This is a genomic window from Pseudoduganella buxea (assembly GCF_009720835.1).
Taxonomy (GTDB): domain Bacteria; phylum Pseudomonadota; class Gammaproteobacteria; order Burkholderiales; family Burkholderiaceae_D; genus Rugamonas; species Rugamonas buxea.
The window spans coordinates 1-523 of sequence record NZ_WNKZ01000247.1 but is presented as its reverse complement, the minus strand read 5'-3'; the positions used below and the strand labels follow the sequence as shown (position 1 = coordinate 523).

Below are 523 nucleotides of genomic sequence, written 5' to 3'. Positions count from 1 at the left end.
TGGCTGGCCCTGGCGGCGCTGCGCGGCAGGCGCCGGCCCGTCGCCACCCGCTGGTGGATCGTCGGCGGCGGCCTGGCCTTTCCCGTCGTCGGCCTGACCGTGCTGCTGGCCTGGAGCAGCGTGACGACGGCGCGCCTGGCGCACGTCACGTCGCAGACCCCGCTGCGCATCGCCGTCACGGGCAAGATGTGGTGGTGGGACATCCGCTACACGGACCCCGCCACGGGCCGTGAGTTCGCCACGGCCAACGAGCTGCATATTCCCGTCGGCCAGCCGGTCTACCTGTCGCTGGGCTCGGGCGACGTGATCCACGCATTCTGGGTGCCGGCGCTGGCCGGCAAGGTGGACATGGTGCCGGGCCGCCTGCACGGGCTCGTGCTGCACGCGCTGCGCGCCGGCGTGTACCGCGGCCAGTGCGCCGAGTACTGCGGCGAGCAGCATGCCCGCATGGCGCTGGACGTGGTGGCCCGGCCGCCCGAGGAGTTCGCGCGCTGGCTGGCCGGGCAGGCCGGGCCAGCCAGCG

Annotated in this window: 1 protein-coding gene; it reads left to right on the top strand. The window is 74.8% G+C overall.

The features are described 5' to 3' along the window. Positions 1-523 (top strand): cytochrome c oxidase subunit II (locus GM672_RS27840; RefSeq protein WP_371867114.1); only part of this gene is annotated, 523 nt, incomplete at both ends.